13 protein-coding genes are annotated in these 16,787 nt (G+C 38.5%); 10 read left to right on the top strand and 3 right to left on the bottom strand.

The annotated features are described in order from the left end of the window. Window positions 1–113 precede the first annotated feature (113 nt). From J7E52_RS15040 to J7E52_RS15015, 6 genes are all read left to right on the top strand, one after another. Window positions 114–1,481, top strand: a complete 1,368-nt coding sequence (locus J7E52_RS15040; protein ID WP_214747938.1) for an MFS transporter — start codon at window positions 114–116, stop codon at window positions 1,479–1,481. 316 nt (window positions 1,482–1,797) lie between these two features. Then, a complete protein-coding gene (locus J7E52_RS15035; protein WP_214747935.1) occupies window positions 1,798–1,986 on the top strand; it encodes a hypothetical protein in 189 nt (62 codons plus the stop codon). Between the two features lie 1,030 nt (window positions 1,987–3,016). Next, window positions 3,017–4,000: a glycoside hydrolase family 43 protein gene (locus J7E52_RS15030; protein WP_214747933.1), complete on the top strand. Its 984-nt coding sequence runs from the start codon at window positions 3,017–3,019 to the stop codon at window positions 3,998–4,000. Window positions 4,001–4,122: 122 nt separating this feature from the next. Continuing rightward, complete coding sequence (locus J7E52_RS15025; protein WP_214747930.1) at window positions 4,123–5,373, top strand: MFS transporter; 1,251 nt, start codon at window positions 4,123–4,125, stop codon at window positions 5,371–5,373. A gap of 91 nt (window positions 5,374–5,464) precedes the next feature. Beyond that, the gene (abnA, locus tag J7E52_RS15020; protein ID WP_214747928.1) at window positions 5,465–6,424 is read left to right on the top strand and encodes an arabinan endo-1,5-alpha-L-arabinosidase AbnA; all 960 of its coding nucleotides are present in this window, start codon (window positions 5,465–5,467) and stop codon (window positions 6,422–6,424) included. 568 nt (window positions 6,425–6,992) lie between these two features. Continuing rightward, window positions 6,993–8,336: an MFS transporter gene (locus tag J7E52_RS15015; protein ID WP_214747925.1), complete on the top strand. Its 1,344-nt coding sequence runs from the start codon at window positions 6,993–6,995 to the stop codon at window positions 8,334–8,336. A 108-nt stretch (window positions 8,337–8,444) separates the two neighbouring features. Here J7E52_RS15015 and J7E52_RS15010 read toward each other — a convergent pair whose 3' ends face one another. After that, on the bottom strand, window positions 8,445–8,771 hold the full coding sequence (locus J7E52_RS15010) for a YnfA family protein (protein WP_207441038.1): 327 nt from the start codon (window positions 8,769–8,771) through the stop codon (window positions 8,445–8,447). A 284-nt stretch (window positions 8,772–9,055) separates the two neighbouring features. Here J7E52_RS15010 and J7E52_RS15005 point away from each other — a divergent pair, with 284 nt between their 5' ends. Beyond that, window positions 9,056–10,003, top strand: coding sequence for a DMT family transporter (locus tag J7E52_RS15005; protein WP_214747922.1), 948 nt, complete (start codon window positions 9,056–9,058; stop codon window positions 10,001–10,003). A 40-nt stretch (window positions 10,004–10,043) separates the two neighbouring features. On the opposite strand, the gene J7E52_RS15000 is transcribed toward J7E52_RS15005, so the two are convergent. Continuing rightward, entirely contained in the window at window positions 10,044–11,129 is a 1,086-nt protein-coding gene (locus J7E52_RS15000; RefSeq protein ID WP_309476894.1) for an MBL fold metallo-hydrolase, read from the bottom strand. Window positions 11,130–11,374: 245 nt separating this feature from the next. Between J7E52_RS15000 and J7E52_RS14995 the strand changes: the two genes are divergently transcribed. Further along, window positions 11,375–12,187, top strand: a complete 813-nt coding sequence (locus J7E52_RS14995) for a type II toxin-antitoxin system SpoIISA family toxin (protein WP_214747919.1) — start codon at window positions 11,375–11,377, stop codon at window positions 12,185–12,187. Then, window positions 12,184–12,363, top strand: coding sequence for a hypothetical protein (locus J7E52_RS14990; RefSeq protein WP_063593490.1), 180 nt, complete (start codon window positions 12,184–12,186; stop codon window positions 12,361–12,363). Before J7E52_RS14995 ends, J7E52_RS14990 begins: the two co-directional genes overlap by 4 nt. Before the next feature lie 277 nt (window positions 12,364–12,640). Here J7E52_RS14990 and J7E52_RS14985 read toward each other — a convergent pair whose 3' ends face one another. After that, the gene (locus J7E52_RS14985; protein WP_214747916.1) at window positions 12,641–13,600 is read right to left on the bottom strand and encodes a sensor domain-containing diguanylate cyclase; all 960 of its coding nucleotides are present in this window, start codon (window positions 13,598–13,600) and stop codon (window positions 12,641–12,643) included. A 564-nt stretch (window positions 13,601–14,164) separates the two neighbouring features. Here J7E52_RS14985 and J7E52_RS14980 point away from each other — a divergent pair. After that, window positions 14,165–16,735, top strand: a complete 2,571-nt coding sequence (locus J7E52_RS14980; protein WP_214747913.1) for a helicase-related protein — start codon at window positions 14,165–14,167, stop codon at window positions 16,733–16,735. The last annotated feature ends 52 nt before the right edge of the window (window positions 16,736–16,787 follow it).

Below are 16,787 nucleotides of genomic sequence, written 5' to 3'. Positions count from 1 at the left end.
ACTCGGTTCACTATTTGTATAAAATAATGGTGAGCCGATGTTTTTTAAAAGGATTACGAAAGCGCTATCAATTGGATGGAAGTATTGCAGTCACCTAGAGAGGAGAAAATTTTATGGCTAAAATTAATACGACCGAGGTAATTAGCAACAGTAAGTTCAATCGTTTTCATTTTGGATTGCTGGCATGGTGTTTTATCATTATCCTTTTTGATGGCTATGACCTCGTCGTTTACGGGACGGTCGTCCCGGTATTGACGGAGGAGTGGAACCTTACTTCCGTGGAAGCGGGGGCTATGGGCAGCTATGGACTATTTGGAATGATGTTCGGTGCGATCTTCTTTGGTACATTAGCAGATCGGATCGGCAGAAAAAATGTAATAGCGATTTCACTAATTTTATTTAGTTTATTTACGCTATTATGTGGATTTGCGAACACGCCCACCATGTTTTCGACTTTCCGATTTCTAGCGGGATTGGGGCTAGGGGGAATCATGCCGAACGTCATTGCCTTATTGACGGATTATGCACCGAAAACGATGCGGAGCATGGTCGTTTCAATCGTTTTGTGCGGTTACTCATTCGGAGGGATGCTTGCCCCGATACTGGGAATATTGCTTATGCCTTCACTAGGCTGGGAATCAATATTCTGGTTTGCAGGAATACCACTGTTATTTTTGCCCTTCATGATGAAGCGTTTACCAGAGGCTTCGACGCATTTGATCAGAATTGGCAGAAAAGAAGAATTGATCAGGATATTATCCAAGGTCAGTCCGGAGAGTAATTTCGACATCAAGGATGAACTTGTGGAAGTGAAGAAAACAGATACGAATATGCCGATTGTTGGATTGTTTAAGGATTCCCGCGCCCTAAGCACACTGATGTTCTGGATCGCCTTTTTCATGTGCCTATTGATGGTATATGGATTGAATACATGGCTACCAAAGTTAATGATCGAGGCAGGGTATGCGCTGAATTCAAGCTTAGGTTTCTTGATCGTTCTTCAAGGGGGCGCTATCGTAGGTACGCTTATCATCGCTAAACTTTGTGATCGCTATGGATCCAAGAAAATGCTTGTGCCGTTGTATGCGCTTGGGGCAGTCAGTTTGACGCTATTGGGAATGGGCGGAAGCTCCTTCGTCATTTACACTTTGGTAGCGATTGCAGGAGCCTGTACCATTGGTGCCCAAAACCTTGTACAAGCCTATGTTTCCCAGTACTATCCGCCAAATATTAGATCGACGGCATTAGGGGTGGCATCTGGAATCGGAAGGATCGGAGGTATGCTTGGGCCTATACTCGGCGGATTCTTATTATCCATCGCGCTACCCATCCAAATGAATTTCCTTGCCTTCGCTATTCCGGGTCTCATTGCCGCCGTTGCTTTATCATTCGTTCCTGCAAAAATGGCTTATTATAAGCATAATCATTCCGAACCAACTGAAGAAATGGTTGTAGAATCCAATAAAAGGAACGTCTTGTAAAATTAATTGCATGAAATGCAGTGCAGGAATAAACTCGCTGTCATTTCATGCATTTTTGCTTTATTGCCCTTTTATGCCGTAGTAATGGGTCTTTATGAAAACTGCAAATTGACAAGAATTAAGTGTAAAGATTTTCCGGGAATTCTCTATGGCTTGACCTATCCTTGAAAAAAGTTGCTTAAATGTTCATAATTTCGCAATGCAAGTCACTCTTAATATAAAGAATAAATGTTAGAATAATGGTATGGATAATTAATTCCTCCTTAAAGTGGAGCGAACTATAAATTAATCTCATCTTTTGTGAGGGGTCATTACTTTGAAAATTTTAAAACATGTAATTTTTTGGTTAAGCATTATAGGGACATTATTCTCTATGATTTATTTCTTTGTAGCGGACATTCCGTTATATGTTAAATTGTTAGGCGGAGCCATCATCCTTTATCTTGGTTATGATCTTATAACAGAATCAAGGAAAAGGAAGCGTAAAGAAGCCTTGGAAGTTTGACCTATATTAGGTATATGCCCTCTTTTGATAAGAGGGCTCAGACTGTAGTCTAACTCGATGAAAATCGGGTTGGACTACAGTTTTTTTATGGCTTATACAATTTGAACGTTGATTGGTACGTAAAACACTCGCTTTCGGCGGCCGCTCCGGGAGCCTCCTCGGTTTGTGCCTGCGGGGGTATCCCTAGACGCGCTTTCCCGCAGGTGTCTCGCACCTTCCTCTCCAATCAACTTTTATAAATTTAGATAGGAACCCTACCTGAGGAGTTGAAGGTGTTGCTTTGAATCAGTTGTTTCGTACCTACAGTCTTTTTTGAGCGACGCTTTAAAGATACAGACCTGTTTGAAAAGAAACACGGGCGTATCAAGTTATCATGTTTAAAAAGCATCCTCATCACCTCAAGTTCTGACCCCCTTTTGTCTACAAACTGAGCCCTCTTTTGATAAGAGGGCTTTTTTATGCGCATCAAGAATGGTGCAATCCTTAGTTTAATAATTTGCCCATCGGTATTCGGAGTGGGAAAATTGTATGTCTCGAGTCACAGCAAACTTATCATTAATGGGAAAGTGATTTCTGTTCACAAGTGGTTTTATAATTGCTTGGATTATAGACAAGATAGTTAGCATAAAGGTTTCGATTTAGAAATGGTTTTTCTCAGTGTCACCATTCACCTTTCAATTTAACGAATCAAGGTTCAAATGAATTTTATAAGATGTACGTATAAATTATGCGATATATTCATCTGGATTTTCAAAATAATAACAAAAGAAAGCGTTGACATCTTTAAAAAGACAAATTATTATTTAGTTGTACGGATAAATATTAAGAATATTTTTACTTTTATAAAATTAGTCCGTATGAATTATAGATTTATTTATCTAAGATTTATCGGGCGGAGCAAAAAATATTATATATATCCAATAGGGGGGGGTGATCTTAGCCGTCATGAAAAAATTTCAGAAATCGTTATCGAAATAGATAAATGCAACTAGATTCAAAGAGTAGAGGTAAACAAAAAGGAGACTAAAATATGAATACAATGCAAACTTATAAGAACCCAATTGTTGAACAAAGAGCAGATCCTTGGGTATATAAGCATTCGGATAACTATTATTATTTTGTTGCATCCGTACCAGAATATGACCGACTTGAAATCAGGCGATCTAAAACTATTCAAGGAATAGGTAAAGCGGAGGCTATTACTGTCTGGAGAAAAAATGAGACTGGACCGCAAAGCTCACTGATTTGGGCTCCAGAACTTCATTTTATAAAGGGAAAATGGTACATCTACTTCGCTGCGGCGAGAACCGACCAACCAGTAAACGGAACGTTCGACCACCGAATGTTTGTACTTGAGAATGAAAGTCCTGATCCATTAAAGGGAGAATGGATACATAAGGGACAAGTTAAGACAGAATGGGAATCTTTTTCATTAGATGCTACCACTTTTGAACATAAAGGTATTTTATATTATGTATGGGCTCAAAGGGATTTTAACATTAAAGGTAATTCCAATATATATATTGCGGAAATGGAAAACCCTTGGACAATTAAGGGTCCGCAGGTAATGCTTTCAAGGCCTGAATTACCTTGGGAGACCATTGGTTTCCATGTAAATGAGGGTCCAGCAATGCTTAAAAGAAATGGAAAGGTTTTCATTATTTATTCATGCAGTGCAACAGATCATAATTATTGCATGGGTTTACTTACGGCTGAGGAAGATAGTGATTTGTTAAACCCTGATTCTTGGACTAAATCTCCAACTCCCGTTTTTCAAAGTGCACCGGAAAATGGACAATATGGACCAGGTCATAATAGCTTTACAGTTTCAGAGGATGGGAGCGAAGATATTTTAATTTACCATGCTCGTAATTATGCCGAAATTGAAGGGGATCCCTTGTATGATCCCAATCGCCATACACGGGCACAAGCATTTAAATGGAACCAGGATGGCTCTCCAAACTTTGGGATCCCATTACCGGATGAGGTAAATAAAAGTAAAAGTAAAAGCTAGTGATGAAATATTAAAATTCAGCTTGGAATCTTTCTACAATGCCGTGGAAAGATTCGCTTGCATTTTAGCAGGTTAAATTCATTCAAATGCATGTCTTATATAATACGTAAAGGGGACTTTATATGAATGTTTCTAAAGGTTTTTGGAATTTTGGAGGACTATTTTATTTTTACTTTATTATTTGGGCAATCGTTCTTGGTTTCCTCCCATTATGGTTAGAAGATGTTGCCGGACTTAACCCAAGTGAAACAGGCATTGTTTTTTCATCGATGTCATTAATTGCACTATGTTATCAACCTTTTTTAGGAATCATTTCAGATAAATTGGGATTCAAAAAAAACTTATTTTGGGTCGTCGTAATCCTTTTAATGTTCATGGGGCCTTTCTTCAGCTTCCTTTATGCCCCATTACTTAAAGCGAATATAGTTATAGGAGCAATTATAGGAAGCGTATACCTTAGTGCAGTATTCAACGGCGGGGTGGGGGTTGTTGAATCCTATATAGAAAGAGTGAGTCGTAATAATGGTTTTGAATATGGCAGGGTAAGGTTATTCGGATCTATAGCAGGGGCTACGGCCTCATTGATTGGGGGAGTAATGTTTGTAAAAAACCCTAATTCAATTTTTTGGTTTGCATCAGGTGCTGCAGTTTTTTTAGCTGTCTTATTATTTATGGCTAAAATAGAAGGTCAAGACCATATCAAGTCAGGAGGCTCGAAGGATAAAGGAAATGAAATTAGTAAAAAAGCTGTTCTTTCGATATTTAAAATAAAGAACTTCTGGTACCTTTCATTCTTAATAATCGGCACGGCCGCCATATATGATGTGTTCGATCAACAGTTTCCTAACTATTATGTACAATTCTTTTCTTCTAAAGAATATGGAACGGATATATTTAGTAAGCTAGTCTCCATTCAAGTTGGACTTGAAGCCATATTAATGATTTTTGCCCCTGTGATCGTAAATAAAATGGGTGCTAAAAATGGGCTCATTCTTTTCGGTGTATTAACTTTCGTTCGTATTTTTGGAAGTGCAATAGCTACGGGCCCTGTTCTCTTATCGATATTCAGGTTGATTGCAGCTTTTGAAATGCCCTTACTCTTAGTTTCCATTTTTAAATACATTACAGGAGTATTTGATACTAGACTAAGCGCAACCATTTATTTACTGGCATTTAATTTTGCGAAACAGAGTGCCATTACTATTTTTTCTTCCGTAGCGGGTAGTATGTATTCATTCATGGGTTTCCAAAACACATATTATTGCTTAAGCGCAGTTGTTTTACTTGTTACCCTTATTTCTTACTTTACTCTATCAAATGACAAAAAAATGCAAATGGAAATTAAACCGCCCCTTTATAGCGCAACTAACTAATAAACATGAGTTGTATTCCAATTGGGAACCAGTTGATGAAAAGATTATCATAAATTATGTATGCGTTTTCAAGTGTTTGGAAGAGGGAATTATGGGAAAGTCCAAAACATTTTCAGTATTGATATTTACTTTATTCATAACTTTCTCAGCAGGTAACCCTGCATTAGCCAGTAATTGGTCATTAACCGGTGATACGCTTATTCATGATCCATCGATCATTAAAGAAGGGAATACCTGGTATACATTTGGGACGGGGTTAGTAGGTGAGAATGGAATCAGGGTGCTACGTTCTGAGAATGGCAATGAGTGGAACAAAGCGCCTAATGTTTTTCCAACTTCTCCATCCTGGTGGAAAGATTACATTCCATATCATGAAAGTAATCAATGGGCGCCTGATATCAGTTATTATAATGGTCGTTACTGGATGTATTACTCGGTTTCATCGTTTGGTTCCAATACTTCTTTAATAGGTCTGCTTTCAACGACTAGCATAACTTCTGGTCAGTGGAGAGATGATGGTTTAGTGATTCGATCCACAACAGCCAATAACTATAATGCAATAGATGGAGACCTAGTTATAGATAAGGATGGAAATCCGTGGCTCTCATTTGGATCTTTTTGGAGTGGCATTAAATTAACTCGTCTCGATGAAAATACAATGAAACCTACAGGCTCGATATATTCTATAGCTTCTAGACCAAATAATAACGGAGCTGTAGAAGCGCCTAATATCATATTTCGAAACGGTTATTACTATTTATTTGTATCCTTTGATAATTGTTGCCAGGGAGTCAACAGCACATATAAAATGGCTGTTGGCAGATCGACAAGCATAGCTGGTCCGTACTATGATAAAAATGGTATGAATAGGATGAATGGCGGAGGGACCATTTTTGATGCAGGGAACGACAGATGGAAGGGCCCTGGACATTCGGACATTTTAAATAATAATATTATAGTCAGACATGCATATGATGCTTTAGCAAATGGTTCACCCAATCTGTTAATAAACGATTTAAACTGGGATTCCCAAGGGTGGCCAACATACTAGTATGTAAGGTCAAGGTTAATATCTCCAGAAACAGGAAGGTTTACAGGCGGTAGTCTGAATATTCAAAAAATAGGTTCGGAATGGTCTCATCCCCTTTCATGATTTTAAAACAAGACTTGGTTATACTCCCCTGATTTTTTACTGTTTTATACGGCACAAGATTGATAATATTTGTGACACTCCTGTAAGAAAAACTGGCTAGTTCGAGACACCAAGACGCTTGCTTTGATGAGGCTTGGCAGACAGTTGGCGGAAAGGGAGCGGATTTCTGAAATCAACTGAAACGTTATAAAGAAAAAAATTGTAGATAAGCTGGCTTTTCTTCGAGTTTGACTACAGTCTGAGCCCTCTTTAATAAGAGGGTTTTTTGTTGATTAAAATGGCTAATTGTCTTTGATTATTGACAATATTCTAAAGATTAAGTTAATATATAGTGAACTTAGTTCTTTATACGTATAATTAATCTTTGTGACACATTATCATTTGTAATTAAATGTAAGCTCGAACCAAAAAAATAGAGACATCCTTAAGACTACGTCAAAAGGAAAAGCAGAAAGAGGGGAAGGAAATGCGCACGATCCAAGTGTCTGAAATGGTGGATGAACAAAAATTTAACCGTTTTCATTTGCAGGTTATATTATGTTGTATCTTTATTATCATCTGTGACGGGTATGATATGTTCATGCTTGGGACGATCCTGCCATCTTTGATGGCGGAGTGGAGGATAACTGCTGTAGAGGCAGGGTTATTCAGCAGCTATGCTTTGTTTGGAATGATGATAGGAGCGTTGGTCTTTGGACCGCTGGCCGATAAATTCGGCAGAAAGAAAGTCATTTTGATTTGTACGGTCATTTTTTCCGTATTTACATTTACTTCAGGTTTCGCAGATGTCCCAACATCTTTTGGAATACAACGTTTTATCGCAGGACTAGGCTTGGGAGGAGTCATGCCTAACCTAATTGCAATCATTACTGAATATGCCCCTAAAAAACTTAGAAGTACCCTGGTCGCGATCATGTTCAGCGGGCACGCTCTAGGGGGAGTTGTCGCATCAATGGGAGCGATGTATCTGATTCCGAATTTTGGTTGGCGGGCAGTGGTTTGGCTCGGTGCACTCCCATTAATCTTCATGCCCATATTGTATAAATTGTTGCCCGAGTCAATAAATTATTTCATGACAAATAACAAAAAAAGCAAATTGGTGGACGTTCTGAATCAAGTGAATGTAGACGGGCAATACACCATGAATGATCATTATGTCCTTCAGGAGCAACACAAAAGTGAAATGAAAGGGTTTCCAGTTAAACAGTTATTCAAAAATGGGAGAACTTTAAGCACCCTCATGTTCTGGATTGCATTTTTTATGTGTTTGTTCGTAATGTATGGCTTGAGTACATGGCTTCCAAAGATCATGGGAGGGGCAGGATATGAATTAGGTTCAAGCCTGACATTCTTAGTCGTATTGAACCTTGGAGCAGTTTTTGGAGCGATCGTTGGAGGGAAGCTTGCGGACAAATATGGTTCCAAGCGGATTCTGGTTACTTTCTTGGTTATTGGATTCATTACCCTTACGATGCTGAGCTTCAAGCCTAGCATGATCATGCTTTATATACTGATTGCCATTGCAGGAGGTACGACAACAGGTACACAAATCGTAACGAATGCATATGTATCCCAGTATTATCCGAATGAAATACGTTCTACAGGTGTCGGTTGGGCGTTGGGTATCGGCAGAATTGGCGGAATACTCGCTCCTACTTTCTGTGGGGTCCTGCTTGATATGAAGTTATCATTGCAAGTCAATTTTTTAGCTTTTGCCATACCATGCATCATTGCAGCAGTGGCGATTTGGTTCATTCAGGATAATTTCAGCAACATGACCGCAAATAGGCAGGAAAAGAAATTGATATAATGTCACCCAAGCTGAATCACTGTATAAATATGTTTAAATGAAGATCGGTCGAACAACAAGTGGGGATTTTGGTAAAAAAAATTAAAGGGCATAAGGCCCTTTAATTTTTTACTGTCTAGGGCCCCAGATAATGACTGAAACCCCGACCAAACAGATTACAGCTCCAATCCAATCATATAAATCAGGAGTTTTCTTATCAATGCCCCATCCCCATAAAACCGATAAAACAATGAAAACCCCGCCATATGCAGCATAAACACGTCCAAAAGTAGGGAACGTTTGGAAAGTTGCAATGATGCCATATAACACCAACCCGAAACCTCCGGCTAAACCTAGATAAATGGATTTACCTTCTCTTAACCAAAGCCAAATAAGGTAACCGCCGCCAATTTCCGCTAGACCAGCCATAAGGAATATTACGGTAGTAACTAACATATATGTATACCTCTCTTTCTCGATGAAATTTTATCATATATGAAACATAAATGATCAAACTTTACAGAGTTCTTAGTAATTGAAAGTTAACTGGAGGGATCACCATTAAGGTATGAAAATGATCTATAAAAAGATATTTTATGAGCTTGTTTGTGCTGATAGTTGAACAGTTTAGCTTAAAAAAATGCCAAATTTATTTTTAACTCTAACTTGGATTGCAATACAGATGCAAAGGGTACTATACCTAAATAGGAATATAGTAATCTAGTTGAGGAGTTGCAGCCATGAAAACCCGAACATTCGCATACATGTTAGCGCTATTTCATTCAAGTATTGTCGGACTATCTTTCTTATTCACGAAAATTGCGATTGCAGAATCGAATCCGCTGGATACTTTGGCGTTCAGGTTCACGGTTTCTTTCGTCATCATTTTATTCCTGGTCGCCGTTAAAGTCATTAAGGTGAACTATTCCTGGGAGTCGGTTAAAAATCTTGTTCCGTTATCTTTGTTATTCCCAACTCTTTTCTTTGCCTTTCAAACTTTCGGACTTAAGTATTCGCAATCCACCGATGCTGGAATTCTGTCTGCCGTCACCCCAATTCTAACATTGATGATAGCTGGTTATTTCCTTAAGGAGAAAACATCTTTATATCAAAAACTTTCGATTGTCTTGTCGGTAGTTGGGGTCATTTTTATTTTTGTGATGAAAGGGAGCACAATCAATTTTTCCGACATGCTTGGGATGGTGTTGATCCTGCTATCCTGTATTGCAACTGCATGTTATACAACGATGACCCGTTCACTTGCCAAGGACTATACACCAGGTGAAATGTCCTTTTTCATGATGGGAACAGGCTTTGTCATTTTTAACGTGGCCGCTCTCTTCACCCACTTAAAACAAGGAACGATGGCGGAATTCTTTACACCATGGTCGAGCATGGAATTCATCAGTTCCATTTTGTATTTGGGAATATTGGCTTCATTGGTCACTTCGTTATTATCCAATACGATTTTATCAAAAATCAAAGCGTCCCAAATGAGTGTGTTTGCAAATCTTTCCACTGTTGTCACGATTGCAGCAGGAGCCCTCATTCTAAATGAAAAGATTACAATCTACGATATACTGGGGTCGATACTAATCATTTTAGGTGTAATAGGCACGAATTATTTTGGAGTGAAGAAAGAGCATTCAATAAAAGTGAATCTTGAATATAATGAGGGGAAAATGTGAATGAATGAAAATGGTCCATTCCTAATGGGATGGACCATTTTCATTTCCACCATCTTGTTTGAGGGAAATCCGTTGAGCCTATCACTACTGGTTCGCCTATTTGTGGTGTGCAGACCTGGACGCCATGATCAATGGCCGCTTTTGTTACCCGTTCTATTGGATCTGTCCAGTCATGAAAAGACAATGTGAAACCAGCCCAATGAATGGGGATCATCCGTTTTCCTTGTACGTCGATATGTGCTTGAACGGATTCTTCTGGAATCATATGGATGGTTGACCAGCGTTCATCATATTGGCCGCATTCCATTAAAGTTATATCAAAAGGTCCGTACTTTTCGCCGATTTCTTTAAAATGGCTGCCATATCCACTATCGCCGCTGAAAAATACCTTTTCTTGTTTTCCTTTAATCACCCAAGAACACCAAAGTGTCGTATTGCCATCACGTAAACTTCTTCCAGAAAAATGCCTTGCAGGCGTACAAACAAATTGCAATTCCTTGAATGAAACTTCATCCCACCAATTATGCTCCTGAATCAGTTCTTGTTTAACGCCCCATCTTTCAAGATGTCCGCCGACACCGAGTGGGACAATGAACTGACTGACCTTATCCTTTAATTTCTTTATTGAGAAATAATCCAAATGATCGTAGTGATCATGTGAGAGCAGGACGACGTCGATAGGAGGCAGCATATCCAAATCAATAGGCAGCTCCCCGCTAAAGCGTTTGTTCCCAAACCAAGGAAAGGGAGTGGGTGCTTTGCCAAACATGGGATCCACTAAAATGGTTTTCCCATCTAACTCCAACATGAATGCAGAATGACCAAACCAGGTGATTTTATTGGAATTCATAGATCCAGATTCTATAGTTCCAATTACGATTGGCTGGTCGGGTCTTCTTTTTGGATTAGGTTTTATGAAATCACGTAAAATGGAACCCGTATGTTTAAGACTCATCGCCTGACTGGCTGGAATCTGATTTTGGAATTTTCCCTTGGAAAAATTCTCTTTTGTAGTGAAACTTCTCAATTTTTCTTTGTTTGTCCGTCTTCCAAGTGGAGGATAGAGATTTAGGAAAAGTAACAATATTATAAAAGAAGAAATGAAGAACTTAATAATTTTCATCATGATAGCTTCCTCCCATATTAATCAGTCCTTTTATTAAAACATATCATATCACAGAATATATAAGGTTATTTACTATGATGTCCCACAAGAAAAATGATAAAGATATACCCTTCTGAAAAAAAGGGTAATGGATTCTGAAACATATGATTCAGTAACTGTAAACCCATATTGGGAGGAGTGTTTTTTCGACTAGTGAAAACTGTTTAAGTTTCACCCGTCTTAGGCAGGGAATAGAGGTATATATAATGAATAATATAGAGAGCGGGATAAGCAATGTAGCAGCGAAGGGTAGGGGGATAAATCGATTGTTAATGTTTTTCAGAGTCTTTGTATGGGTAGTGTTTATTGCTTTATTAGCCTATGTCATTCTTTCTTGGAAATATAAAGACAAGGTTAGTAAAAGGATTGAAGCGATTCGAAAAACCTGGTATATCATTTTTATACTGGGAGCTTTGATTTATTGGAATTTCTATCCGATGAGCATTTTTAATGAGTGGGAAAATTTCTTGATTATGGCTATCGTATTCATCCTGATTGATATGTTCGTGTTCTTGAGCATGTATATATCGAAGATTGGCGATAACGAGCTGTCCTATGCAACAAAGGCCGTTGCGGAAAGTGACAAACTTTTAACGGATAATAGGGAAAAGGTCAAAAATATGTTTCATCTCCTAAAGAAGGAAGGAATACCTGAGTATTATCAAACGAATAAGGAATACTTGGCATATTTGAGCATTCTCCTTCAAGCGTATGCAGCAAAGGAAGGGATGAACGTGAAAATCCTTCCTTTCAAAACGGAACAGGACAAGCAATTGGTGATAAATGGGCATCCGAACTTGAATGGCAGTACCATTCGTGCTACATTGGAAAGAGAAGATACGTATTATAATGATGAAGAAAAAATGGCGTTACAGCCTGTAAGTATTTTGATGGAACCCTATATCCTTGACGTTAAATCGGAAAGCTTCGTTTCAGAAGTCGATTGTTTATTAATAGCATTATTAATCATGATGTTCGATATGGTCATAAAACAAAAACCAGGTGGTGAGGATAAATGAGCATTTATGATAAAGCCGGCAATGACGTGTCAGTTGCCGTAATCAAACCACAGGTAAAAATACCCGATGTAGGTTTAAGTCCCCACACTAAAAAAGTGATGAAAGAGAACGAACGCATTATCCTGAAACAAAAAGAAAAAGCTGCACGCTTCAGCCGGTTAAAAAATGTTTTATAAGAAGGGAAGGGGTTTTTCCTTTCCTATGATATTTAATGGAAAACCCGCATATACTATTCAAAATCAAAGAATAGGAAGGGTCTTTCAGAATATGAACAAAAAACCCGAAAGAGTTAACATCCCGGTCCCCTCCGCTTCACCATCCGAGAAACGGATACATAAGGGAAATGCTGATCTGCTCAAGCTGTTGCAAAGGCTGAAAGCTAAACGGTGGATTTTTTTAAGGTAAAAGAAAGCCAGTCTCTAAGGAGAACTGGTTTTTTTATTTTTCAGATCATCACTGCGGGTGGAAGTATTGAATATTCTTACGGCCGGATTTCTTAGCCATATACATGGAACGGTCCGCTTTTTTCAAAAGTGAGTCCATTTCCGTACCATGATGAGGATAAAAGCTTATCCCTATGCTAGCTGATACAAAATGATCATTTCCATTTATGGTAATGGGCATGGTGGATAAACGGTTCAATAATAATTCAGCGTTTTGCTGAGTGCTTTTCATTAAATCATCACAATGCGATGGATGTAATAATACAATGAATTCATCACCGCCGATTCGAGCCACATGACTGCCTTCGGGGACGGTTTGCAAAAAACATTCCGCTGCCTTTTTAATAACGTCGTCACCGGTATCATGGCCAAAGGTATCATTGAAAAATTTAAAATGATCAAGATCGATGTAAAGAAGGGCCATTTCATCGTTTGTTTTATCTTTATGATAATCAAAATAATTATAAATGAAGTTCCGATTATAAAGACCTGACAAAGGATCCCTGATAATCCCTTTTTCAAGATTGATGGTATGACTGATCAAAGCTGCCAAAGACTTAATGAGGATCAGGTCATATTCTTTGAAAACATGAGGTTTAATATCGAATGCACATAATGTCCCAATGATTTCACCCTCATTTATTAGGGGGGCTCCCATAAAACACCCATTCCCTATAAACTTCGTTGCGGGGTGGCCACTAGTCAATTCATGTTCACCCAAATTCGGGATAACGAGTGGTTCCATGCCGTTCTCAACAACTAATTTGCAATAAACCATATTATAAGGAAGGATGTCACCTTCACAAATTAACTTTGCATTTCTATTGAAGGATTTGATCATGAAACTCTGTATGGGATTCAATATAGAAAGGAAAAATGTATTGACCTCAATGGTTTGAGCTAATAGTGCTAATACTTCCTTAGCGATGGAATCGAAATTTTTATAATAGTTGATATCTTGCTGAATCATTCTCAGGCTCCTCTTTTATCTATATTCTTTTTAGATTTCCGGATGTTATTTCACATATTGAACGCCAAAGACACTAAAACGGAATCTCAATATCGTGACAGTTGTCCGGATTTCCACTAAACTCAATTAAGGGTTGGATTCGTTTTATGGCTGAATAATGTAATCGAGAAAGTTAAAAAATTGACCTTTACATTATTTTCGGCTTTTACTTAATATCATTAAATTTTTATTTGCCTGATTACAAAATAGCTAATCTGTGTATCCGTTTTTGGATTTCCGGAATGGGCTTCACTTCATAAAGTCTACCTCAATGATCAGTCCATTCATCTTGGATTATACTGTAAATGATATGGTAAGAGTAACTCCAATGTACATATTTGGTAGCTTTTTCATATTTACTTTGGAGAGTAAAGCATCCTGGCATTTCTTCACCTTCTCATGATAACGGAGCACCAGAATTTAAAATAGATAAAACGAATGTACCGCGCTCATTTTAAACAAAAATTTGGGGAGGATAAAAGGAAGTAATAAAGTACATATTGGATAATTCAAAAGGGGATCATTATGGGAAAATTAGAAAGTATATATCCTATTGCTATAGAGAATACAAAGGAAAAAATAATCCAGGATATCGATTTTTATTTAGAGAATCAAGAGACAATGCCTTCTTATTCAGTATATATATCAGACAGGACGACTTTTATTGAGCAAATTTGGATAAATGTTTGGATAAATAAAGCATCAAATGATGTTCCCAGAAAGGAAAAAAAGGCGTTTTTAAGCGAAAGGGGCTTTGTAACGGAAGGTTCAGATCATAAGCTGATCAATAGCATGTTCCGGAACGAATTAAAGAAGTATCGCCCGTTTGATGGCTTAACATGGATTAAAAAAACTTTTGCTGATAATCAAGAAGAGTGGGAAAAGAGATATAAAAATGCAAGGGAAAAATTCTTTAGGCGACAAGAAGAACAGCGGCTTGCCAAGCAGCGTTGGAAGATACGCGCAAGGCTGCAAGAAGAGGCAAATAGCTTTTTCGAAAATAACTCACTTCTTATATATTTACACGTCAGGTATTATATTGCTGGAATCTTGACAAAAGATTTTAAAAATAAGCCTAAATTCCAATATGTCGATCCATACTTGCTTGAAGAGCAATTGGTTGAAGAAGGAGCTTTTCAAGCTTCCGAATACCTGATGGTCACTGATTTTTTTGAAGAGCTGACAGGCGATATTCACTCGTTGATCGGTTGGGGAAGGAACCGTTATGAATATGAAAATTACTTCTACAGGTATGAAAGATTAGTTTCGGATTTCATAATCAAATTAGCCCCTGACAAATACTTGAACCATCTATCTGCTGCACTGCATCATGATTTTTTGGAGTCATATGGGGAAAGGCTGACGGTTGATGCCCTTCAAGGTATACTAAGCGATGAATTGGCCGATTTGTCTCAGTCCTGTTTTAATGAACTTCAGGAAGAATACCTTTCTGATTTACTGAAGCTTGAAGGAATCCCTTTTAATGAAAAATTGCACGAAGAAATATACGAAAAAGACGTGGAGAACAGAGAGAGAAGAAAAGCTGAAGTATTGGCAGAGCAAGCCAGGAAGCGGGCAGAAGAACAGAGGATGATTGATGACATCATCGGTAAGGCCTATACTCCATCATTAGGGAAAAAAGTTAGATATGTTTTGCATATAGGAGAGACCAATACCGGGAAGACGCATAAGGCCCTGGAAAAAATGAAAGAAGCGGAAAGCGGTTTGTACCTAGCTCCCCTTAGACTGCTAGCCCTTGAAGTGTTTGATAAATTAAATGCGGACGGTGTACCTTGCTCATTAAAAACAGGTGAAGAAGAAAAGGCAGTAGAGGGTGCAAATCATGTTTCCAGCACCGTTGAAATGTTTCATGAAAAAGACTACCACGAAGTAATCGTCATAGATGAAGCCCAAATGATTGCCGATAAAGATCGAGGCTTTTCATGGTTTAGGGCAATCACGCAAGCAAATGCGAAAGAGGTACACATTATCGGGAGCAATAATATCAAAATGATGCTTCTGAACCTTCTGAATGAAGCTGATTTAGAACTCCACGAATACAGACGGGAAATACCGCTTGAGGTAGAACAAAGGGAGTTTGGACTGAAGTATACAAAAAAAGGGGATGCGCTCATTTGTTTTTCGAGAAGGCAGGTACTTGAAACCGCGTCCCGCCTAAAAGAGAGTGGACATAATGTCAGCATGATATACGGCAGTATGCCTCCTGAAAATAGAAAACGTCAAATAGAGCTATTCAATCGCGGTGAAACATCAGTCGTCGTTGCCACCGATGCGATTGGAATGGGGTTGAATTTGCCAATACGCCGTATCGTCTTTCTTGAAAATGAAAAATTCGACGGGACACGGAGAAGAAGGCTGACTTCTCAAGAAGTCAAACAAATCGCTGGCCGAGCGGGAAGAAAAGGGATTTACGACACGGGCAAGGTGGCATTTACAGCAGACATCAAAATCATGAATAAGTTGCTGGAACAGGTGGATGAGCCAGTTCAAACCTTCACTATCGCCCCAACCTCAGCTGTATTTGAACGGTTTCAAAAATATTACAGGGATCTAGGAACATTTTTCGAAATGTGGGAGAGGTTTGAGCCTCCTAAAGGCACGAAAAAAGCATCGCTATCGGAAGAAAAGGAGCTTTACGAACTGATACGAGATACTGAAATCGAAGCGCGGTTTTCCTTAATGGATTTATATGGTTTCCTGCATATTCCTTTTTCGGCAAAAGAACCAAGTCTGATCAGACAGTGGCTGGAAACGGTCGAAGCGATTGCCGAGAGCAGTGACCTTCCTGAACCGATCATCAAGACTAGAAATTTGGAGGAATTGGAGCTATCGTATAAAGCGATAGGTCTTCATCTATTATTTTTATATCGAATGGGTAAGCGGACGGAAGCTGTTTATTGGGAGCGTATTCGTGAAGAAATCAGTGATGGCGTTCATGATCAGTTAAAAGACGAAATGTTGAATTATCAAAAAAAATGCAAACGCTGTGGAAAAAGGCTGCCGGATGACTCACGTTTTCAAATTTGTGATGCTTGTTATCATAGAGGGCGCAGGAAGACGCACAGATTCAATTAAACGAATTCTTTGATAGTAATAACCCGAATAAAGTGCACCTTGGTGTCGTCAT

It is taken from the genome of Bacillus sp. ISL-34 (assembly GCF_018613325.1).
Taxonomy (GTDB): domain Bacteria; phylum Bacillota; class Bacilli; order Bacillales; family DSM-1321; genus Peribacillus.
Note: the sequence above shows the minus strand (reverse complement) of the source record. Positions and strands in the feature narration are given on the sequence as shown.